The following is a 20,623-nucleotide window of genomic DNA, read 5'->3' on the forward strand; positions in this document are numbered from 1 at the left end:
TTACGTGTGGCAAAGTATTTACTCGTTTTAGTAACTCTCATTTTTAGTAGCCCGTTTATTTGGGCTCAAGAGCTCCTCAATCTTGCCGAAGGAGATGCGCGCCCAATCTCTACCAAACAAGAAATTGGTTCGGTTTTTATTACCGATCCAGCAATTGCCGACTATCAGGTCATAGACAAAAATAAAATTGTTGTTTTTGGTCGCGGCGTAGGTAAAGCAGCATTGTTAATTTTTGACGATGATGGCGAGACCATTTTTCAACGTCAGCTCGTTGTCAATCAGAGTATGGTGCATATACAGCAAAATATTGAAATGCGCTATCCAAATGCCGATGTCTCAATTTTCAATTTAGGTGATAAGGTTGTTTTGAGCGGTACGGTTGCGACCGAAGAAGAAAAAGACGGCATATACATATTAGTAGGTGAGTTATTAGGCAAACCCTCTGAAAACCAAGACATAGAATGGAAACTGAATGACAACCAATCGCTGACGATGGATTTCATGCGTAAGCGAATCTTTACCGGTGTTGTGAATAATATCGAAGTGGCGTCGACCAAGCAGATTAACGTCAAAATCTCAGTGGCAGAAGTGTCGCACTCACTGATGCAAAACTTTGGTTTAGAGTTTGCTACCAGCTCACAGTCTTCTGGGGTGTTTGTTAATGCCTTAGGTAGTTTCTCAAGTGACACCATCATTCGAGCGATCACAGCGATTAACGATGACGAAATTGGACAAGTCTTGGCTGAGCCAAATTTGTCGGTGATTTCTGGAGAAACGGCGAGCTTCCTAGTGGGTGGAGAGTTGCCTATTGCAACCGCTTACGACGATGAAGTTCAAATTACCTACAAAGAGTTCGGTATTCGTTTAGAAATGATGGCAAAGGTAATGAGAGACGACAAAATACGCGTTTCATTACAGCCCGAAGTGAGTTCGATTGATACGCAATACGGCGACTCAACTTACAATATTCCAGCGTTTAAAACTCGTCGAGCGCGAACAACCGTTGAGTTGGCGGACGGCCAAAGCTTTGTTTTAGGTGGCTTGCTGAATAATGAAGAGCGTGAACTACTACGTAAAATTCCTTACATTGGCGACATACCAATATTAGGCTCTTTGTTTCGATATACTGAGACAGAGCGTAACAAAACCGAGTTGCTGATTATTGCCACAGTCAATCTGGTAAAACCAATTTCTGCAGAAGATATTCAGCTGCCAACGTTCCAAAGAACGAGTAATCTAGATCGCTTCTTTGTCATTCCTGAGAAGACTTATTTCAGCTCAAAACCTGAAACTAAGCAGATAAGTGAAGATATTCTGTCTCAGGGGGGCTTTAAACAATGAAAACACTATTGATTTTGTTAAGTGCTTTGAGCATTTCTTTAGTGGGCTGTAGTTCTGTTGAACCAAGTAGAAATGGGCCTGCCATAGATATTTTTCCAGTTGAACATAACTTATCGATTAAAGTGTCATCGACAAACTTAGAAGCGGCTAAAAAGCAACTGGCGTTGTTTATACACCAAAACAAGCAAATTTTGCTGACTCAAACCGTAAAGTTAGATTGGCGAGACAACAGCGCTAAAACTCTGTTTCAATTCGCAAAAAGTCATCTACTTGATTTAGGTGTACCACCCTACCGAATATTAGAGAGCTCAACCCCATCTGCTGCAAAAAATCGGTTTAACTTTGAAATACAGGTTATTCAGTATCAGGTGAGTGATCGAACTTGTGAAGAAGTAATCTCACAAGACTATTTTTTAGCGGATGACGGATGTTTTACTGAGAATGCTCGATGGAAAAGCATGGTTGCACCTGAACGTATGTTTCCTAGCCTTCAACGAGTTCAGGAGTAATATGCGATGTTTGACTTAGTTGACTCGTTAAAGAAGAGCAAGAAAAGTGACGTACAAATCGATCAAGAAAAGATCGGTACAGTTTTATTTTATCAAACAGACGAATGTAAAAAGCTAGTTGAAGAAGCTTATCGTTTTGAAGGTGTTGCTCCGCCTACTGTTGCGAAAAATACCAAAGATGAAATTACGGATTATGTACGTAAGTCTGATATCGAAATTGTGATTGTAGAGCTTAATAACAGCTCGAATGTTAGCCAAGAAGCAGAATTTATTAGCCATCTATTGCCTAACCATGCATCGGTTATTGTAATCGGAAGTGAAGACGCTATTTCGACGATTCGTAATTTAAAGGCAATGGGATTTTATTACCTATTTTGGCCCATCACGAAGCAGGAACTGATTGACTTTGTTAGAAGTGTTAACGATAACCGTAAGCGTAATAGTAGCCGTGGGCCTGGGCAAAATAGGAGAGCGAAATACATTAGCGTCATTGGCTCAAAAGGCGGTGTAGGTGCAACGTTTATTTGTGCCGAGCTATCGTACTTACTAAGTGCCCATAAGAAATCATCGTGCCTAGTTGTCGATCAGAACTATAGTACGGGTGACCTAGATATCATGATGGGCATACGCGATTATGAAAGACGGAAAGTTCAACAGGGTGACTTGGCGTCATTAGATGAGTCATTTGCACAATCATTAATGTTTCGCCAAAACAGTTTATTATCTGTTTTGTCGCTCACATCGGAAACACTAGACAGTACATCATTACTGGATTATTCGAATGCAGTAGTGGATTTACTCGCCAGTGAAGTGAACTTTGTTTTAGAGGATTGCTCTTCTTCAGTAGGGTTTGGCATTGAGTCGGATAAGTTTATTGGCCAATGTGACTGTATTGTTCTGGTCATGGCTCCTACTGTTTCTTCTGTTCGAGATGCTGCTCGAATGCGGGATAAGATCCAAAAAATCAATCACAGTGATTCGTTGCGCCTGATCTTGGTTATGAATAATACCTTACCGAAGAAAGCTCAAACTCTCACCTTGGCGGATGCCGAAGCCTTCTTAAAACACAAAATTGATATTGAAATTCCTTACTGTGAACAATTGTCGTTTTATATTCTAGACGACAAAAGAATCGCTAAAACGTCACTAAAACCAGCCAAACCTCTGAAAGAGTTAGCGTCCGTTGTATTAGGGGAAAGCACAGAGGAGAAAAAGCAAAAACGCTCACTTTTCTCTTTTGGTAAGCGAGATAACAAGTAGAGGTTTACCATGATCGGTGCAAAGGCAATATATGTTGGATTAAGAAAGCAAATATTTGATGCGCTTGATCCCGATGTGATTTCAAGCCTAAACAAAGAGCAGCTTAGTAAGCAGCTAACAGACGCTATTGACTTACTTATTAGTCGTGAAGGTCTATCAGTCCCTAAGGCAATACGCCAAGACTTTGTGAAGAATTTGGTCAACGAACTGGTTGGTTTAGGACCACTGCAAGGCTTGATGGAAGATGAATCGATCAGCGATATCATGATCAATGGTCATGAGAACGTTTTTATCGAGCGTAATGGTTTGGTAGAGCGCACACATGTTGACTTTATTGATGAGAAGCAACTGCTTGAGATAGCGAAACGTATAGCCTCTCGCGTTGGTAGGAGGGTGGATGACTCCTCGCCAACCTGTGATGCGCGTCTAGCGGATGGTAGCCGTGTCAACATTGTTATCCCACCGATTGCGATTGATGGCACATCCATTTCGATTCGTAAGTTCAAAAAGCAAAGTATTGATTTTCAAAAGCTATGCGAATTTGGCGCCATGAGTGTCGAAATGGCACAAGTGATGATGGTTGCCGCCCGGTGTCGTTTGAATATATTGATTTCTGGTGGTACGGGTTCAGGTAAAACCACCATGCTCAATGCCCTGTCCCAATATATCTCTGAGAATGAGCGTATTGTGACCATAGAGGATGCGGCAGAATTAAGACTTCAGCAACCGCATGTGGTTCGTCTTGAAACTCGAACAGCCGGTATTGAAAATACAGGTATGGTATCTCAGCGAGACTTGGTGATTAACTCATTACGTATGCGTCCTGATCGCATCATTGTTGGTGAGTGTCGTGGTGCAGAGGCCTTTGAAATGTTGCAGGCAATGAATACAGGCCACGATGGGTCTATGTCCACATTGCACGCCAACACCCCCCGTGACGCTTTGGCTCGTGTAGAGTCCATGGTGATGATGGCAACCAGTAATCTACCACTGGAGGCGATTCGTCGAACCATTGTCAGCGCAGTAGACCTTATTATCCAAATCAGCCGATTACATGATGGCTCACGTAAAGTGATGAGCATTACGGAAGTCGTTGGCCTGGAAGGAAGTAGTGTTATTCTAGAAGAAATCTTCCGTTTTCAGCCAAGCTATAATCAAAATGAGCAAGGCAAACTTGAAGGCAGCTTTGAAACTACTGGTTTAATGAAGCGCTCAGTCCTGTTTGAAAAAGCTCGCTTCTTTGGCTTAGAAGAACGTCTAGTAGGGGCTTTCAAAAGCTTGGAGCAAAAGGAGAAAAAGTAATGTTAGGCTTTTTCGCTTTTTTAACGCTATTAGGTTTGGTCGGCTATTTTTACTTCAGTCATCAATTGAAGCGTTCAAAGCACATTGATTATTTGAATGAATACTCTCGCTCTGAAATGCCGAAATTGTCAAAGAGCAGCCAGCAGGTAGTCGATTTAAAGAGTCTCTCTGGGCGTACTTTTTTTGATAAGCTAAAGAACCGTTGGCTGAATTTATTAAACCTACTTGGAAAACAAGGCACATTAAAGCTAACTTTGTTTTACGTTGTGCTTGCGCTGGTTGCTAAGCTGTTTAACGACAACTTTGTTCAAAGTAACTACTACCTAATTTTGGCGGCCTTTCTCGTATTCGGGAGTTTTGTGGGTTATACATGGCTTCAGTCGAAACAACATAAGTCATTTGAGGAAGTCTTTCCGGTTGCCCTAAATATGCTGACCAGTGCTGTTTCTGCAGGGGAAAGTATCACACAAGCGATCAGCTATGTGGGCGAGTCATTAGATGGGCGTGTTGCAGATGAATTTCGAATCATGGGAAAGCGACTTCAGTTAGGCGAAGCACCTGAAGAAGTCTTTCGAAAAGCCTGTGTCCGCTTCCCATACCCTACGTTCTATTTCTTCGTTATTACCATTCAAGCCAATATGGAGCGGGGCGGTCAGTTAAAAGATATTATTCAGCGCTTAAACCGCTTAATGTTTAATATTCGTGCGATCGAGAAAAAGAAATATGCCCTGACATCAGAGGCGAGGACCTCTGCGAAGATTGTTGGCGCCATCCCCTTTATATTTTTGATCATGATGCGTTTTTTGAGCCCTGAAAACTTTGACTTTGTAATGAACGATTCAGAAGGTCGAAAACTGCTTTATTACATGCTCTCAAGTGAAGCCATTGGTATTGCGATTATATGGGGGTTAATGAAAAGTGTTCGTTGATCTCTTCTCAGATACGATTTTTGTCTCTTTGTTGGTCGCATTTTATACAGTGTTCATTGTTCTTATACTGGGTTCGAGCAAGCAACGCAGTAAGGGAATGCAGTGGTTAATGAGCTACCGCCTTCAAGATGAACCCAAAAGCCGCTTTCGAATGTTACGTAAGTTGATGAAAGGGCTTCGCTCTGCCTTCTCTGCGTCAGAGCAGGAGATGCAGAAAAAGTTTCTAGCGGCAGGATTTTATAATCAACAAATTGCTGTGTACTATATGCCAGCTAAATATCTTGGTTTGTGTCTAGGTGCAGGGATTATCTATTGGCTTTCGATCGAGCAAAACTGGGCATTAAAGAACTTATTCATTTATCTTGGTGTTTGGTTGGTTGTGGTGCTGATTGTTCCTGATGCCTATTTGGCTAGGCGTACCAAAAACCTGCAAACTAATATCTCTATTAAGCTGCCTTACATGATTGACCTATTGGCTGTTTGTGTACAAACAGGGATGACAATCGAAGCTTCTATGGCATACCTGAGCAAGGAAATGATGTCTTTTGATAAAGACCTTGGCCACATGCTTAACAAGACGAATGATCGCATCCAAATCGTAGGTATTGAGCAAGCGTTATCAGAACTTCATAGTCGAGTCCCCACAAATGAGATGCGAAGCTTTGTCATGACATTAAACCAGAGCTTGCAGTACGGCTCTTCTATTTACACGGTGTTAACGACTTTATCTTCTGAAATACGCGAAGTGCAAATGCTGGGTCTAGAAGAGAAAATCGGTAAATTGGCGGCTAAAATGTCTGTTCCATTGATACTTTTTGTAATGTTTCCGATTGTTATATTGATCGCAGCACCTGGAATAATGAGGATGATGAATGGTTAAAGTTATCGGTTTTAGTATTGGCATTCTTCTACTTAGTGGGTGTGCGATGACGCCTAATGCAAATACTAGTTCAGCGCCATTATCAGATAACTCAAGGTTAAATGAAGCGTTCCTTGAGCAGTCCAAAAACTATCCTCGTCTGATTGACTTATATAAGGAGCAGCTTAAGCAAAAGGAGAACGCTGATACTCGCCTAAAATTAGCTCAAATATATGTCGACACTAAGGACTTTGAATCTGCTCTCTTTACGCTGATGCCGATGATCAGAGATGCCGACGCTCCTGCTTCAGTATTTTATTTACAGGGAGTTTCCTTGTACGGCGTAGGCAAATTAGAGCAAGCACAGCAGTCATTATTAATCGCGGTGAAAAGAGCACCAGATGACGCCAAAACGGTGAATATGTTAGGTGTTGTACAAGCGGAACAGGGGGATTTAGTCGATGCTCGTCAGTCTTTTCTTTCTGCTCGTGGGCTCATGTATGACGATATCACGGTTAAAAATAATTTAGCTTTACTAGACATGATTGAAGGGGATTTTAAGCAAGCGGCAGCCCGTTTAATGCCAATTTACATAGCGAACCCTGCAAAAGTGGATGCCCAAGTGAAAGCTAATTTAGCCATCATCGTGTCTAAGCTGGGAAGCTTCGAGTCATTGAAGTCCATTTACTCTGGGAAATACAGTGAAGCTGAATTATTTGAAATCTTTCAGAATCTGCGCGCTAGCGAGCCTGCGACCAGAACATCCACCAAAGCTATTTCTAGTAAGACAAATGTAAGCCAACCAATAAAGTCATCTCAGTCAGTGATTCAGCCTCAGTTTGAGTCGACAGTTGCCGCACAATCTGAAATGGCTTCATCTAGCGATGCCCAACCGCAACCATCCTCGCAGACTGATAGGGTTCAACCTATGGCTTCAGTTGCGTCGAACTCTCTTTCATCAATGCCAGCTAGACAAGCGAGTGTGTCTTCTGAAAAACAAACGGATGGTAGTATGCTTAAGTTACCTGCTATTGATGAAGCGATAGACAGTGAGTTAAATACAGAGATTGAACGACCTAGTAGTGTGCTCTTATCGGAGCTAGTAACGCCTACTTTCGAGGAATCTATGGTGTTACCAGGCTCACAAGCATTAATGCCAAATACAGACGTTACTAGGAAAGAAGAGCGTCGTAGCTTTACTGAATTGACAGGTATTTCCCGACGCTACGAAACGACTGTCGAGCCGTTATCCGAGGTTGAGGTGAATCCTTTAGTACCACCTCAGAAACTTCAGCCAGTTGTAAACAGTACGTTTAATGAACAGAGCAAAGATGAGCAAGCAACCAAGGAATCGGAGTTCAGTAGCCTAATGGGGATTGAAAGACGCTATGCTTCTGCTGCACCACAATCTGTCGAGACAAGTTTACAAACAAGCAGCCTTGAGGATACCGATGAACCCACTGCACCAGAAGGTGCTAAAATATGGTCTAAACCTGAAGTAAGTAACAATGCCAGTGCAGAACATGATTTCGTGAAATTAGCCACTTATTCACTCGTATCTGATGGTGTTTCGGAAATTCCTGTTGCCCAGTTTCGTCATCGAGGGTATCTCATTGACGTGACGTTTGATGAGCAAGGTAACATGATAAATGTGGAATAGTGGGGGTTAACATGGGGCTATTGAAAATGTCTGGCCGCCTTCAAAAAAGAGCGCCTACTTCACCAAAGAGAAAGCGCGGTGTGGCGGCACTTGAATTTGTTATGGGCTTTGGCGCATTTTGGGGGATGTGTCTCCTATGGGCTGAAATGAGTTACGTTTCTTATGTGTCAGCTTTGGGCGATGTGCTGATCTCCAATGCAAGTCACTATGCCAAGCTAAATCCAAATGACTTAACAGATGCAAACCAAGCTAACTTCAACCAAGATTTTCAGACCATTATTAATCAGAATGATAGCGTCTGGAGTAACTTCGTATCCGCAAATGCGTTCAAAACAAGTATTCAGTTTGTGCAAAGTTATGACGAGCTAGCCAACCTTACGGCAACCTGTGCCACGACCGCTGATGGCAATCAATGTGGTACCGCCATTGGTGCGCCAATTGCAATATATCGAATTGAATACGACTATCAACCTATTTTCTCGGCATTCTTTGGTACTCGTACCGATGTGTTTTCAAGGGAGATGATCGTTGTACAGGAGTATCAGCGTGGTTAATGTATGAAACAGGTGCAACGTTATAGTCATAGAAGACCACATCGACTAAAGGGAAACTTTTTAGTTGAGTTTTCTATTGTAGGTTTGGTATTTGCTGCGGCGTTATCATTTGCCAGCGATACCATGATTAGCTTTTCTGTTAAAGGCAAACTGGACCGTTTAGCGTATTCAGGTGTGGGTTTGCTAAAAGAAAGAACGGCACTGTTTGGCTCTAATCAGTTAACGGTATCTGATGCTGAATTCCAGCAACTTGATACCATTTTGCAAAATTCACTAACACGAATGCTGTCTAGTTTTGATACAACGAAATACGGTATCCGTTTGGAAACATGGGATCCTGACGCCGGATATTCCTCTAGAGACAGAGGTCAAATAACCTGTACCCAAAGCGATTTAGATTTAAGCTCTGACCTATCTGTGATGACGTCTTGGGGAAGAGAAGCTTCTCTTTATCGAATCACTTTGTGTTATGAAACCCCCAACTGGTTTGGTCGTTTTGTAACAAATGATGACACGGTTGTTCGAAGTGACGCGTTGATGATAGGGCGCTAAATTAACCCTTTTATAGTGCCTATTAATTAGCCTTTATTGGGTTTTTAGTTCAAAATATAAACAGTGAATATCAGTCTTTTTTACGAGTAAATACTTTAGATGGTTGCATATCGTTCTAGAAAACGCTTATCTGGTCATGCGGGCCTTATGTTTGCCATGATCTTCCCTGTTTTATTTGGGATGTTCATCTGGGCAACAGATGGAGCGCGCATGCTACAAAGTGATGCTCGTCTAACCGATGCAATGGAAGTCGCCGTATTAGCGGTTGCAGCTGGGGCTTCGGATGAAGATACGGAGCGCCAAGCGATTGCGCAGCGTTTCGTGGCAGGCTACTTTCCCGATGTCGATAATGCGAACATTACGGTTACATCTAGTAAGCAGCCTAAAACTGAGGGAAGTGGAGATGAGCAGGTAAGGTTTTTCGAGTACAGCTTAACGGTATCTATAAATAGAGAAACTTTATTTAATGACAATAATACCAGTCTATCCTACGGCAATTCTTTTAACATGGGCAGAACATCACAAGCAAGGAAGGGGTTATCTGAAGCAGTTGATGTTGTGCTTGTTGCCGATTACTCTGCTTCCATGTTTGAAACTTGGTCTGGGGGAAACCAAAGGAAATTCAAAGACCTGAATGATATAACTAATGATATTGCAGATGAATTGGAACATTATAATGAACAAAATCCAACATTAATAAACACACTTGCTGTTGTTGGTTTTGATTTTTATACATCTCAGGTTACAACTAATTACGTAGAGAAAGACGTTAAAGTTGGAGAGGAATGTTATTGGGAGCGAAGGAAAGGGAAGTGGCGTTACGTTTGTGAAGATGTTACGGAAAAACAGCTTGTTGAAGAAATTACAAGATCTTTTTCACACCATCTAGTGTGTAATGATAATACCTACTGGCAGAGCTATGGGCGTTATGACTATGAAACGTCTTTGACTGATGATTGTTACAGTAATTTGGACGGGGCATTTCAAGAGTGGGCGATAGCAAGTGATAGAGCGCATAATTATATCGATGCTTCGGCTACCGTTGATAATGTATTTAATCAAAGTCATGCATCGAATCGATATAGATTGAGCGAGTCAGAAGTTACTAATATTTCAGTCTTTGAAGATATTTCTCCTAGCAGTGATTTTGAAGCCGTTACTAATAAAGTGAATGATAGTAATCGTTTTGATATTTCTAAGAGTGGAGGGAGTGGGACATCTTCTTATGCTGGTATTATAAGAGCAGCTCAAATGGCTGAGGCTGGTTCGAATCCAAGACGTTTAATTATTATTTTGTCTGATGGGGTTGATTCATATAGTTCAATTACGGATAAGCTAATTAATAATGGTTTATGTTCCTCAATTGTAAACCACCTTGAGAGCCTAACCGTCGATGGTAAAAGTGTTCGTGCTGAGTTGGCTGCAATTGGATTTGATTATGATGTCGATGCGAATCCTCAAATGAAAAATTGTGTTGGTGAAGGGCGTGTATATGCGGCTCAAAACACAGAAGATATAAAAAACAAAATTTTGAGCCTTATTTCTGAAGAAGTAGGTAGCTTGGTGCGTTAGAAATTTAGGAACTGTGATTAATGAAAGTAGTTGGGCTAGGCGTCTTAGGTTTTTCAGGGATTGTGTTAAGCGCGTTATCATTTGCCGCTAGCGACGCTAGTCAGTTAGATATTTACTGTAGTAACGGGGCATTGGAGTTTCAACAATCTGTTCATGTAGGGCAAGGAACTCGAATTTATGTTAATCAAGGCACATACTCCTACATACCTGACTCATTACCTATTGAGCCTTCTTTTCAATTTATCCAAGATCAATTAGTCGGTCAGGGAGAGTTGTCCGAAGAATGCGCTGAATTTCTAATGACGAAAGGGGATCGAGCTTTTTCAAAAGATGGTGTGATGGCAAGGGTGCACTTTGCGTTTAATAGTAGTGAGCTGACAGAACAGTCTCGTTACATTCTTGATAGCTTGTTAGAGCGCCTTCAGTACGCTAATAAAGTGGTTGTAGAAGGTCATACGGATAACGTAGGCGGCAAAAAGTATAACTTTACCCTCGGTGCCAATCGGGCAGTGGCTGTTTCAAGCTACATGGCCAAGCATCCAAATGCGCCTTACAACCTAGTCAAAATTTCGAAAGGTGAAACCGACCCGGTTGCCGACAACAGCACGGAAAATGGGCGCTATTTAAATAGACGTGTGGACATTAAGCAATAGGTTAGCCCCATTTCTGAAACGATTGCTCAACCCATCTGAATGACAATTTAGACATTAAGTAAGTCATCAATAGAACAGCACAAAAAGCCGCTATATTCTTAAATGTATGCTCACTTGGTGGTAGGGCGATATGTACGAGTCCTATCGCAATCAAATGACTTAAATAAATTGAATACGAGTAATTGCCTGAAGATCCTAGCCAGCGATTCAATAGGCTTTCTCTAGTGATATTGGCGTTCATCGCAAGAACAAAAATTGTACTAGCGAGAGTGAAACGTGCTGCCTCAAATTGCCCATATAGTACCCAGATCGAGAAAGCGGACCACAGAAATAGAGCCCCAACAAATTCCGATTTTCTTCTGAATACAAAGCCCATCAAAAACTCCATAAAGAAAAAGTTTGCATGGCCCAAAGTTGCCTGATCAGGGAAAATTATCGCTAACGAAAACAGCACCATAGCAATCATAAACGGTAGGTGTTTGATGGATAGAGCGATGAATAAAAAAATCAAACCATAAAAGAACAGTTCGAATGTTAAAGACCAGCCCACATACAGAATAGGGTAAAAGCCGGAGCCATTAAGATTGCTATGAGGAAGTAGTAAAGCGGATTGTAAGAGTGTTTGCCAACTCCATTCTATTGTATAAGGCAGCCCCTCTATTGTCAGAGAGAGCAGTGCAAACAAACCTAGATAAAACCACCAACCCGGTATAATACGCAGTAAGCGGCGCTTGAGAAATTGAGACGCAGGTATGGGGGATTGAGAGTGTTTTTCTAGTAGCAACGACATAACATAGCCGCTAATGACGAAAAATACATCCACACCAATACCTAGAATAAAGGAAAGCGTTTGAATGGAGTCGGGCAATGGATTGCTGATGCCGTCAAAATAGCTATAGCAGAAATGGTGAACAACCACCATCCAAGCGCAGAGGCCACGCAGTATGTGAATAGAATAGATCATGAGTGCTCTGTCGTAATCTGCTCAACCTTAACGATACTCCGTCATCATCGCATTGAGTATTGATGAAAATAGATCCGCTTAGAGTAAGGCTTAGAAGCGATAAGTTAAACCCAAGTCGACATTCTCAGTTTGAATGTCAAAAATGCTTAGGTTGCTATTCTGATCTTTGTAATTATAGCCAGCATGAATGATAAACGTACTACTGATGGGGTAAAAGTACTGCACACTCGCGCTCTTGGAGTATATTTTACGCTTCTGGTCACTGTCTAATAGTGGGTAACTTTCATGGTCATCCGCATTGCTATAGCCTACTCGACTTACTAAGCGTCCGTTCCATAATGCCGCATCCCAATAAAGCTGGCCTTCTATAGTGGTTTTGTCGCCACCATAACGGTCCTTTAAAGCAAAGTTTTGATTGAACTCTATTTCCATTCCTAAGCGATTATCTACTGGGCCGAATCCCAAACCAGTGATAAAGCCCAGGGATGTTTCATCAAGTCGACTATTTGAGTGGAAGTCCGCATAACGTATTTCCGACTTAAGGTAAGGCATAACGCTATGTGCTGTCCAATAACGCTCATAGTCACTTTCTAGACTTGAATAAAGAGCGCTGTCGCCTAACTGCACATGCTCTGCGGAAACTTCCCAAGTATCTCGGTAGGTTCGCGCTTCGATTTCTTTCTCGAAACCGATGCTTAATTCATCGGTATCAAACTCAGACAAGTCACTGATACGACTTTTTAGGTCAAATTTAATAACATCAGTGCTTTGATCGTTTAATTCGTAAAAACGAGCACTAACCCCCAAATTAGAGTAACTCCCCGGCGTTGCTAAATCATCGTCGTCGAGAGATAAGATCGCATCGCTATCATCTAGTGTCACTAAATGTTCTCGCGTCAACGTCGCGTTATTTAGGTTGCTGCTATAACCTTGAATAGCCGTCAGTTGGAAGCGATTTTGAAAGCGAAATTGATCCCAACTATCTTGTCGGCTCTGTAAAAAATGAGCGAGAGATTCAGGTAAGTCTTGTCGGTCAAGAATCGATTGATTGATTTGCAGAGCTGCTAACAGCTGGCCGTTTTGAAACAGAGCTTGCGCATAATCTATTTGAGCTGATCCATTGAGAGGGTCAATTAACAGAGCTCTTTCAAGCATCTCCAGAGCCGAATCGATACTCCCTGTATTAAGCAGTGAAGCCCCGTACAAGGCGAAATATCCTGAATCATTCAGACAGTTTGGTAATTCGGGTTCCAGTTGTAAGCGTAAATCCGTCCACTCACTTGCATTGGGGACAGTCGGAACATTAGTAGGAAGAACGCACTCGGAATGTGTGTCAGCCGCAGAAACACTAATGTGGGAAAAGTACAGCGCAACGGCAAGGTATAAATGGTACTTCATTGTCGTATTAACGCGCCGTTCCTAAATATTTGGCTAGAGTAAAATCCTTGATTCAAGCCATAGCAAGAATCAACATCAACCAGTCTTGACGATCCTTATCGTATTTGGATGTTCTCTAGTAGATTGCTCATTTTCGATAAAACTTGTATTAAGGGCGAATAATACATGAGGAGTACGCAAACCATCAAGTAAGAAAGAGCCTTGAGAAACCAAAACGTTACCGCTTAAGTCGCGTGCAGCACATTCACCGACTAGCACGGGTTGGGCAAGGTCTTGAGTCATTTCTTGGATGCGTAAAGCAATTGTAACCGTATCCCCTAAAAGAGTATGTGTGCGGCGATGCGCAGGACCAATAGAGCCAATCAGCGTTGGACCGCGTTCAATGCCTATTCCTAAGGCTAAGGGCTCTAATCCTTTAGGTGCACGAGTAGGTAAAATTTCCTGCATGGCACGTTGCAATTCATTCGCTGCATCAACGGCTTGAGAAGTCGCTTGATTAGAGCTTTGGGTTGACCAGCTGGATAATACGGCATCACCAGTATATTCTTCGATTTGACCGCCATGAGATTCAACAATTTCAGTGGCTTTGACAAAGAAGCAGTGTAATAAAGCAGCGGCTTCTTCAGGTGAGCGGCTTTCTTCGTAAGCAGAGAAATTACGCAAATCCGCAGACATTACCACTAAATCACTACGATAAGCTTCAATCGCCCCCGTCGGCACGGAGCGCATCAAGCGCTGCGCAACGGTTTTAGGTAAATAGCTACTTAAATGTCCTAAAATACGATGTCTCTCATCACGAATGACAGCATGTTCAAACAACGTAAAGAGCAGACCAAGAGTCAAGCTATATACCGCTACATTAAACCAGCCGATCCAGACGTCAAAAGACATTAAGTAGGCATGTACACTAATAACACTTAAAGGTAACAGTATCGTCGCAATCGGCAGGGAATAAGCACTAGAGCGGTGACTGCGGTAGCCCAGAGCAAACAAAACCAGCGTAGCCAATAGCCCTTCGAGAATCAAAATGTATTTGGATATCGCTGGGGTGTAAGGGACTGCGCCATCAATCAAACTACTGATCAGTCTGGCTTGTAGCTCAACACCCGGTGCAATACCGTTATATGGAGTAGGCACCACATCCCCCAAACCAAATGCCGTGGCACCGATCAATGCCCAAGAGCCCTCTAATAACGCTTTTGGCGCAGTGCCATCCAGTACTTTTGCAGCGGAAACTACCTGAAAAGCTTCTGGAGCCTGCTTATAAGAAATGCGCATATTGCCCTGGTGATCAAGGGGGATGTTGAGGCCAAAGTAAGTCCCAATAGAAAGCTTCCATTCAGAGGAAAGTAAGCCTGATCCCGCTTCAATCGCGACATTTGCGACTGACTTATCTGAGCCTTGCTGTAGGCTATGAAGTAGACTTTGCAAAGCAAGGGATGGGTACACCTCGCCATCAATACAAATCAGTGGAGGTTGCTTTCTAATTTGCCCGTCCGCATCAATGATCGGAGTAATATGTCCTTTTGGAATGGCTTTGTAGGGTGCTGCATTGGCTAAATAGTTTTGCGTCGCAGGAATAGGCAGTTGGCAACGCGCTTTATCAAGAGCACCTGATAATACTCCACTGCGAACAGAGTAACCGTTGTCTAGCACCGGTACTTGTGCAATGACAGCGTTATTATTTGATAAACGGTTGGCAAATAACGCGTCCCCAGGTTTTTCTTCCGGAAACACAACGTCAAAAAGCTGCATACTGGCGCCATACGCTGCAAGCTGATCGGATAATTTTGCCATGGTCTCTCTAGGCCAAGGCCATGGCCCAACCTGAGAAAGGCTTTCTTCATCAATCGCAACGATAGTAATGCGTTCTTCAGGTGTACTGTCACTGAGTAGGGTCCAAAAAAAACCGCCTAACGTTTCTTCAGAGCGATACTTGAGCGCATCAAATACCGTACTGATAAAAAACGCCACCAGCAGAGACACAACCGCTAAAGCAAGTTTAAAACGCACAAAATTAGGTGCGTCGGCATGCTTTGCATTGTTATGTTGTTTTGGGCCAAAGAACAAGGACATGGTACTTACTTACCTATCAAAATACGCAGCGGCGTCAACAGAGCCTAGATCAATATCCTTATGTAAAATATAAGAGGCTGCATCGCCTTCTAATGTCGTGGCACCCTTCAAATATCCGTCTGAGGAAGTGCTTTTTAGAATTCCGTTACTATCAATACTGCCTTCAGCAGAAAGGGTGAGATCGGAGCTCAATAAATCATGATTTGTAACCAGAGTGGTGCCAAATGTGCCTTGTGAAAAGTCAATATCCAGAGTGCCACTGGTGACCTCCATCAAAGAGCTCTCACCTTCTAGTGTGGTTAAGGTCGCCTGTGCATCGACTAAATTAAAGGACATGCTTCCAGCCAAAGTCGGGTCCAGTTCATTGAAACCAGAAGGCGCTCTGTAGAGCATCGATATATCGCCTGACTCAGGGTCAACTGTAGTAAGCGCTATTTCTTTACCAAAGCGAGCGACATCAGCTGTAGTCACAATGCGGTCCGTTGTCAGGGCATTGCCCCAACGGCCCCATGTTAGTTTTCTATCTGATAAAGAGTCGGAATCAACGACGCTCTCAGGCACATAATTATCTGGGATAATCCGATTGTCTGCCGTCGCAAGGCTGCTGTCTGACACGTAAGCGGAAACGAGGGATTCGATCTCGCTTCTATCTTCCGATGTGTTTTTTAAGTCTTTATCAACACTACTGTTTGTCGTATTAGTATTGACGGAAGCTAATGAGTTGTCCGATGAGATATTTGATGCCGCAGAGACATCACTCTTCAAAAGGGACGACTTTTGGTTGGTCGTAGAAGGCGTTGGCTCGTCAGATACTTCTTCATCGCTGTTCGTTGCTTCTTGATCTTCAGTACTTTCATCTGCATTAGATGCTTCACTTGAATCCGCGTCCGAGCTTTCCTCAGTTAGACTATTTTTTAATTCGGCGGCAAAGGTTTCAGAAAGCGGGATTAGGCGAGGAGAGGATGCCAAGGCACTAATTTCAAGCAGTTGTTTTGCTTGACCAGTCAGCTCTACCGAGTTTTCCGAACAAGGCCCTAACGCCTCGGCGGCACAAGCATCAGAAAACGGTGCTACGACAATCGCCCCTTCATTTACAACTGCCTGAATAAGACTTGAGGATGCTTTCACCACGAAATCGGTACCACGAACACCGATAGCGGCAATAGGTGTATTTAATCTGAACTTGTCTCGGGCCGCTTTTGCGCCTGTACCAGAGATAGATCGCATCACCCCTTCAGTGAGATCAAATTTAATCACAGAATCTGACGGAGCGTCAGGATTATACTGGTAATGCTCAATCAGTAATTTACTATCAGGACGAATGCTAACTAGGCCGTTATCAACAAATCGAATATAGACATGGCCATTTGACAATGTCTCGATTTTGTCGCCTTCATTAAGTTCAGTCCCGACTTTAATAAGCGTGTCATTGTTTAAGTAAGCTTTACCTATAGTCATTGAGACGACACCCGCCGCATGATTTTCAGCATACACATTAGCACTCACTAAAGAGATACAAATCGCAAACATGCTGAAGACACGAGCAAAAGGCTCCTGAACAAGAGTGGCACGTTTTTTGATTGAGCGCTGAACACTTTTAAAACTAATACGGGTCGTTTTCATCTTTCTCTGCCTTGGACCTAGTTTTCACTATTAATCCAAAAGAAATTTAAAATATATAGGAAACCAATAATAAACAGATGAGTCTTTAGCAAGGTGATTGTGGTCACATCTCTGAAAAAAACTTTAATTTACCTTTAAAGAGTTTTTTAAGGCACAGGATTTGGCTACCATAACCGCAACCTCATTGCTTGAGGAAAGGCATGGATCGTCAGTTTGAAAGGTGTATTTTCGCCTCTTGAGGAATCTTTTTGCCGTTTGAATGACTATGTTATCTCTAGGAAAAAACGCTATTAAAATGTATCGGAAACGGTCATGGCTGTAACAAAAGAGCTGCTTAAGCGTTTCGAAGTGCTGGCATCGCTCCCAGATGAAAGCCTTGATCAACTCGCCTCACAATCATCCTTGAAAATGGCCAGTCGTCGCGCAGTATTGATTAATGGTGGTCATCCGACGGACAACCTCTGCTTTTTGTTCGAAGGCCGGCTACAAGGTGTGGACTTCACTCTTGATGGTCGTGAAGTTGGATTATACTTCGTTGAACCTGGAGGGTTTTGTGGCGAGCTAGGCTTGTTTGATGGAGAAGGGCAGCCTGAAAGTGTGATTGCCTTGTCAAAGTCTCAGGTGGTGTTGATCCCCGCGTCGGCTTTACGCAATGTTATGCAGAACAGCCACCTTCTGGTTGAGCGTCTGTTTACACGCATGGCAACACGTGTGAGACGCCTTTCAGCGCAGAGAGCATTATTGGGGTTATCCAGCACATCGGCTCGCGTATGTGGGCAATTATGGATGATGTTACAAGATCAAGAGCCTTTGAATCGCAAGGAAGGCGTAATACTGAACCCGCCAACCCATCAAGAACTTGGTATCATGCTTAACCTGAGTCGAGAAACGGTTACTCGAGTCTTCCAAACTCTTCAGTCTGAAGAAATTGTACGACGAGACGGCACCAGCAAACTATTGATCCTTAATGAACCCGCATTGAAGCAGCAGTTCGAAGCTGGTGATTCGTAAGCTGCACTTTATCTTTTTGGCAAACCGCTGCGCGGGTGAACAAAACTGATCGCTCGCACAGCGAGCTCCTACAAAAGCCAATCTACCCTTTGTAGGAACCCGCTGTGCGGGTGATAATTATTTTGAAAGGCGGTCTTTCACTCGACGTTGCAATTGCTGTGGGATGCAGCGCGCAATGGGGCGTAAAATGGGGGTGCTTCTTAGGTAGTAAAGCGTATTTAATAAATGGGTCCGCAAGGCTTGTTTAAATGTCGGTTTGCCATCTAAAAGAGGGTGGGTTTTCTGTAGCCAATTTGCCAACTTCTGCGGTGCAATAGGGCGAATGGCTGGCTTTTTACAAAGTGGCATGTAATTCGATTGGTAAGCAAAGTCCTGCTTAGCGGGCTCGATAGTGCTTTTCAGGTCATCAAGCTGGCTGAATTCAGAGCCTTCTTTACTGATGCCATTTAGCAATTCAGCCGCTTCTTCAGCTGTCCATGTCCAAGGAATAATCCAGCTCTGTGGGCGTCCATAAAGTCGCTCAGAAAACGCCCCTACATTCGGAGCAAGGACAGGTAGTTTTGCTTCGATTGCGCTGCTCAATGTATAGCTGTAGGTTTCTGGCCACAATGCTGTAAACCATACTAAATCAGCTTTGCCTTCGGCTTTACGACTTTCCAATAGGCTTAATAGTTCAGATTCTTGGTATCGGCCATGAACATGTAAATTGCTTCTACCTTTGGTAATCAGATCCCTGTAGCCATAGCCAATCAGTTCAAAATCAACATTGATATTGTTCTGTTTACAGAGCAGAGCTGTTTTCTCAAGAAGATCAGCACCCTTTATGCGACTAAGTGCACCAACAACGATCACATTCAGTGTGTCGTTTTCTTGCTTGGCCTGAATCGGAGATGGGTAGAACTCAGAGCTAAAGTGACGAGCCTGCTGATGATATTGGGTAACAATATTGGCTTTAGGGAAATAGTACTGTAGACGGCAAGCGGCATCTCGGCTTGGCGCAAAACATCGAGTCGCGCCGTCTAGAAGCGTTGTAAAACGTTGACGCCATTGTTGACGGTCAGGGGTATCGTCCAAAGCCGCTCCGCTTTCTAGCAAGACCGCTTCTGTGCTTTGACCTTTGAATTTATCATCACGATCGGTCAGTGAGATAGAATCGCAGGCAAAATAGAAATCATGTAGCGCAATAAACCAAGGTAAATCCAGCTGCTTGGGAACGTCCATCAACCAGTCTGGTAATCCCAGCATATGATGAAAATGGAAAGCACCAAGGGGTAATTGCTTTAAGATGCTGAGTAATAAGCGCTGCTGGTTTTGTGCTTCGAAATAAAGCGAGTACTCTGATTCTTGAGGGGTTAACCCCTCATTGCTAACGCGGACAGGCGTCAATACTAAATAACCAGGCTTTTGGGTACTAGGCATCAGCATCAACGAGTACGCTGCTTGCTTGATGTCCTTGCTTAGTTCCTCAACAAAGCGAAGTGTGCCACCACCTCGGTTATGGGTGACATGAACGACTATCGGTTGTTCGCTGTGAAGTAAAGACGCTAACCAAACCGCAACACGAGCACTTTTAGCGGGGTCTTCTGCGATGTGCAAATGTACATCACGCTCATAATGTGGATGTCGTTTAACTAATTTCCCTAATGCACCGTGCTTCAGTTCATTGTGCTCATCACCAAAGCTGACATTGCCCGTGTGCTGGACAAAGGTGTCTAGAGCGAAGCGATTTTTCCAGCCAGCTTTGATCGCCCGTTGGCAGAAATCATTTTCTTCGCCATAGCCTTTGCCAAACGTATCCACATCAAAGTAGCCTACTTCTTCTAAACAACCACGTGTAATGTACATGCAGAAGCCAACGCCAGTTGGAATATCGACCGCTTGGCCGCGGTTGCTTGATGCAAATAAAGTGTCTAAATGGGCAAGTGAGGTGTTGCTAGGGAGTTGATTGTCTTGGCAAAACGTAGGGTAGCTACAAATGGTGGCGTTATTGGAAAAAGGTGTCACGGTACCAATTCGCTCATCAGCATACGCTGCAGCATAAATACGATCGAGCCAGTCATTCGCAACAATGGTATCGCTATTTAACAGTAAAACGTCTCTATCTTCATGCAGTTGCATGCCACGATTGACCGTTGCAACAAAGCCTAGATTGACTTCGTTAATGAGTAGCGTAAACAGCCCTTTTTTAGCTTCTTCTTTAAGGTAAGCACTTACTTCTGGCTCAGGTGAGCTGTCATCAATGACGATCAGTTCATAAGGCGTTTGTTGTTTAGCTTCGTATACACTATTAAGGCAATCCTGCACGTCCTTCAGTCCGCGGTATACAGGAATGATAATGTCAATCGGGCGATTCATGTAAA

General features: G+C 43.2%; 17 protein-coding genes. 12 read left to right on the forward strand and 5 right to left on the reverse strand.

The window, feature by feature from the left end:
* The first annotated feature begins 6 nt into the window (after positions 1-6).
* The 11 genes from JHD44_RS12360 (at position 7) to JHD44_RS12410 (ending at position 11,191) form a co-directional block, all read left to right on the forward strand.
* Positions 7-1,341 carry a type II and III secretion system protein family protein gene (locus JHD44_RS12360; protein ID WP_199463059.1) on the forward strand — a complete coding sequence of 445 codons (1,335 nt, stop codon included), beginning with the start codon at positions 7-9 and terminating at the stop codon, positions 1,339-1,341.
* On the forward strand, positions 1,338-1,850 hold the full coding sequence (locus JHD44_RS12365) for a hypothetical protein (RefSeq protein ID WP_199463061.1): 513 nt from the start codon (positions 1,338-1,340) through the stop codon (positions 1,848-1,850). Before JHD44_RS12360 ends, JHD44_RS12365 begins: the two co-directional genes overlap by 4 nt.
* Before the next feature lie 6 nt (positions 1,851-1,856).
* On the forward strand, positions 1,857-3,110 hold the full coding sequence (locus JHD44_RS12370) for an AAA family ATPase (RefSeq protein ID WP_199463063.1): 1,254 nt from the start codon (positions 1,857-1,859) through the stop codon (positions 3,108-3,110).
* Between the two features lie 9 nt (positions 3,111-3,119).
* Positions 3,120-4,412, forward strand: a complete 1,293-nt coding sequence (locus JHD44_RS12375; protein ID WP_199463065.1) for a CpaF family protein — start codon at positions 3,120-3,122, stop codon at positions 4,410-4,412.
* A complete protein-coding gene (locus JHD44_RS12380) occupies positions 4,412-5,341 on the forward strand; it encodes a type II secretion system F family protein (RefSeq protein WP_199463073.1) in 930 nt (309 codons plus the stop codon). The genes JHD44_RS12375 and JHD44_RS12380 overlap by 1 nt, the downstream gene beginning before the upstream one ends.
* On the forward strand, positions 5,331-6,221 hold the full coding sequence (locus JHD44_RS19140) for a type II secretion system F family protein (protein WP_199463075.1): 891 nt from the start codon (positions 5,331-5,333) through the stop codon (positions 6,219-6,221). Before JHD44_RS12380 ends, JHD44_RS19140 begins: the two co-directional genes overlap by 11 nt.
* The gene (locus tag JHD44_RS12390; protein WP_199463077.1) at positions 6,214-7,860 is read left to right on the forward strand and encodes a tetratricopeptide repeat protein; all 1,647 of its coding nucleotides are present in this window, start codon (positions 6,214-6,216) and stop codon (positions 7,858-7,860) included. The genes JHD44_RS19140 and JHD44_RS12390 overlap by 8 nt, the downstream gene beginning before the upstream one ends.
* An 11-nt stretch (positions 7,861-7,871) precedes the next feature.
* Positions 7,872-8,414: a hypothetical protein gene (locus tag JHD44_RS12395; protein ID WP_199463078.1), complete on the forward strand. Its 543-nt coding sequence runs from the start codon at positions 7,872-7,874 to the stop codon at positions 8,412-8,414.
* Between the two features lie 3 nt (positions 8,415-8,417).
* Positions 8,418-8,966 (forward strand): tight adherence pilus pseudopilin TadF, encoded by a 549-nt coding sequence (tadF, locus tag JHD44_RS12400; RefSeq protein WP_199463080.1) that lies wholly within the window; start codon positions 8,418-8,420, stop codon positions 8,964-8,966.
* 99 nt (positions 8,967-9,065) lie between these two features.
* On the forward strand, positions 9,066-10,538 hold the full coding sequence (locus JHD44_RS12405; protein WP_199463082.1) for a TadE/TadG family type IV pilus assembly protein: 1,473 nt from the start codon (positions 9,066-9,068) through the stop codon (positions 10,536-10,538).
* A gap of 20 nt (positions 10,539-10,558) precedes the next feature.
* A complete protein-coding gene (locus JHD44_RS12410) occupies positions 10,559-11,191 on the forward strand; it encodes an OmpA family protein (protein WP_199463084.1) in 633 nt (210 codons plus the stop codon).
* A gap of 1 nt (position 11,192) precedes the next feature.
* Here JHD44_RS12410 and JHD44_RS12415 read toward each other — a convergent pair whose 3' ends face one another.
* The 4 genes from JHD44_RS12415 to JHD44_RS12430 form a co-directional block, all read right to left on the reverse strand.
* Positions 11,193-12,155, reverse strand: coding sequence for an acyltransferase family protein (locus tag JHD44_RS12415; RefSeq protein ID WP_199463086.1), 963 nt, complete (start codon positions 12,153-12,155; stop codon positions 11,193-11,195).
* Positions 12,156-12,245: 90 nt separating this feature from the next.
* Positions 12,246-13,553 (reverse strand): tetratricopeptide repeat protein, encoded by a 1,308-nt coding sequence (locus tag JHD44_RS12420; protein ID WP_199463088.1) that lies wholly within the window; start codon positions 13,551-13,553, stop codon positions 12,246-12,248.
* A 75-nt stretch (positions 13,554-13,628) separates the two neighbouring features.
* Entirely contained in the window at positions 13,629-15,629 is a 2,001-nt protein-coding gene (locus JHD44_RS12425; RefSeq protein ID WP_199463090.1) for a CHASE2 domain-containing protein, read from the reverse strand.
* Between the two features lie 9 nt (positions 15,630-15,638).
* The gene (locus JHD44_RS12430; protein ID WP_199463092.1) at positions 15,639-17,252 is read right to left on the reverse strand and encodes a FecR family protein; all 1,614 of its coding nucleotides are present in this window, start codon (positions 17,250-17,252) and stop codon (positions 15,639-15,641) included.
* A gap of 312 nt (positions 17,253-17,564) precedes the next feature.
* On the opposite strand from JHD44_RS12430, the gene JHD44_RS12435 reads away from it, so the two are divergent.
* Positions 17,565-18,263 carry a Crp/Fnr family transcriptional regulator gene (locus JHD44_RS12435; protein ID WP_199463094.1) on the forward strand — a complete coding sequence of 233 codons (699 nt, stop codon included), beginning with the start codon at positions 17,565-17,567 and terminating at the stop codon, positions 18,261-18,263.
* Positions 18,264-18,380: 117 nt separating this feature from the next.
* On the opposite strand, the gene JHD44_RS12440 is transcribed toward JHD44_RS12435, so the two are convergent.
* Positions 18,381-20,618 (reverse strand): glycosyltransferase, encoded by a 2,238-nt coding sequence (locus tag JHD44_RS12440; protein ID WP_199463096.1) that lies wholly within the window; start codon positions 20,616-20,618, stop codon positions 18,381-18,383.
* Positions 20,619-20,623 lie beyond the last annotated feature (5 nt).

It is taken from the genome of Marinomonas ostreistagni, assembly GCF_016461785.1.
GTDB lineage: Bacteria > Pseudomonadota > Gammaproteobacteria > Pseudomonadales > Marinomonadaceae > Marinomonas > Marinomonas ostreistagni_A.

Coding starts and splice junctions, on each gene's coding strand:
- JHD44_RS12365 (WP_199463061.1), top strand. CDS start 1,338: ATGAAAACACTATTGATTTTGTTAAGTGCTTTGAGCATTTCTTTAGTG.
- JHD44_RS12370 (WP_199463063.1), top strand. CDS start 1,857: ATGTTTGACTTAGTTGACTCGTTAAAGAAGAGCAAGAAAAGTGACGTA.
- JHD44_RS12375 (WP_199463065.1), top strand. CDS start 3,120: ATGATCGGTGCAAAGGCAATATATGTTGGATTAAGAAAGCAAATATTT.
- JHD44_RS12380 (WP_199463073.1), top strand. CDS start 4,412: ATGTTAGGCTTTTTCGCTTTTTTAACGCTATTAGGTTTGGTCGGCTAT.
- JHD44_RS12390 (WP_199463077.1), top strand. CDS start 6,214: ATGGTTAAAGTTATCGGTTTTAGTATTGGCATTCTTCTACTTAGTGGG.
- JHD44_RS12395 (WP_199463078.1), top strand. CDS start 7,872: ATGGGGCTATTGAAAATGTCTGGCCGCCTTCAAAAAAGAGCGCCTACT.
- tadF (WP_199463080.1), top strand. CDS start 8,418: ATGAAACAGGTGCAACGTTATAGTCATAGAAGACCACATCGACTAAAG.
- JHD44_RS12405 (WP_199463082.1), top strand. CDS start 9,066: ATGGTTGCATATCGTTCTAGAAAACGCTTATCTGGTCATGCGGGCCTT.
- JHD44_RS12410 (WP_199463084.1), top strand. CDS start 10,559: ATGAAAGTAGTTGGGCTAGGCGTCTTAGGTTTTTCAGGGATTGTGTTA.
- JHD44_RS12415 (WP_199463086.1), bottom strand. CDS start 12,155: ATGATCTATTCTATTCACATACTGCGTGGCCTCTGCGCTTGGATGGTG.
- JHD44_RS12420 (WP_199463088.1), bottom strand. CDS start 13,553: ATGAAGTACCATTTATACCTTGCCGTTGCGCTGTACTTTTCCCACATT.
- JHD44_RS12425 (WP_199463090.1), bottom strand. CDS start 15,629: ATGTCCTTGTTCTTTGGCCCAAAACAACATAACAATGCAAAGCATGCC.
- JHD44_RS12430 (WP_199463092.1), bottom strand. CDS start 17,252: ATGAAAACGACCCGTATTAGTTTTAAAAGTGTTCAGCGCTCAATCAAA.
- JHD44_RS12435 (WP_199463094.1), top strand. CDS start 17,565: ATGGCTGTAACAAAAGAGCTGCTTAAGCGTTTCGAAGTGCTGGCATCG.
- JHD44_RS12440 (WP_199463096.1), bottom strand. CDS start 20,618: ATGAATCGCCCGATTGACATTATCATTCCTGTATACCGCGGACTGAAG.